The 890-nt window shown below is 57.9% G+C and carries 1 protein-coding gene; it reads right to left on the bottom strand.

The features are described 5' to 3' along the window. Positions 1-407: 407 nt before the first annotated feature. The coding region (locus tag Q1B08_RS21545) for a DUF6880 family protein (protein WP_366140090.1) at positions 408-890 on the bottom strand (483 nt) is incomplete at its 5' end.

Here is an 890-nt window from a genome sequence, read left to right as displayed (position 1 = left end):
GGGCCGATGCAACGAACCCGATCATGTCCCAGATCGTGACGAATGATACCTCGGTCACCTTTCAACTATAGCACAGCCAAACAGACGGACATTCCAAGCCCTTCGTCGGACGGCAGCTCCGTCCGGATTGTGTTGAAAAACTCGGGTAGGCTCAAAACGGCCTGAATTATTAGAACGCCGTTTTCGATGGTGACGATAATGCCCCGAAAAAGGGGTAAATTCGACCTTCGGTAGAACAGAGTTCTAGTCCAGGACCTGCAGACGCGGATCGAGGGAGTTTTTCAACACGATCTCCGCACAGCGATCATCCGGGCATTGGGGATGCCAAGCGATGCGCGAACGTCCGGTTCGATGATGCCGCGCTGCAGCGATGAACCGACCGGCGAACGGCAGGTAAGGGCCGTCTGCTATGTCTCCACCAGTTGCCAGAACCCGTACTTCCGCCCGTGTTTCTGCATGAGAGCCTCGACGAACCGGGCGTGTGGAGGAAAGTCGCGATAATCTTCGATGGCGGCATGGAATGACCGGCATTCGGCGAGATGGCGAGCGGCGTGGCGGTATCGGCTGGATTTCGCACGGTCGAGGGTATCGTTGATCATGGCACGCAGCATCAGGGTCGCGGCGAGCGGATAGTTAACCTCCAGTCCGTCGGCAGCCTGTGTGAGCGTTTCGTAATTATCGCCGTCCAGCTCTTCGGCCCGGGAGATCACGAGGCGTGCAGCACGCTCATGCGCCGGCCAGTCGACCAGAAAGCACAGTGCGCTTTCGAGATGCGGAAAGGCCTCCGCGTGGTCGAGGGCTCTTTCCTCAGTTTCCGAGAGTGTCCGATCTTCTGTGTATGAGGTTGCCGGTCCATTCTGACCCCAAGGGGAGATGGACGATGACGAAGA

It is taken from the genome of uncultured Jannaschia sp. (assembly GCF_947494025.1).
Lineage (GTDB): Bacteria > Pseudomonadota > Alphaproteobacteria > Rhodobacterales > Rhodobacteraceae > Jannaschia.
Note: the sequence above shows the minus strand (reverse complement) of the source record. Positions and strands in the feature narration are given on the sequence as shown.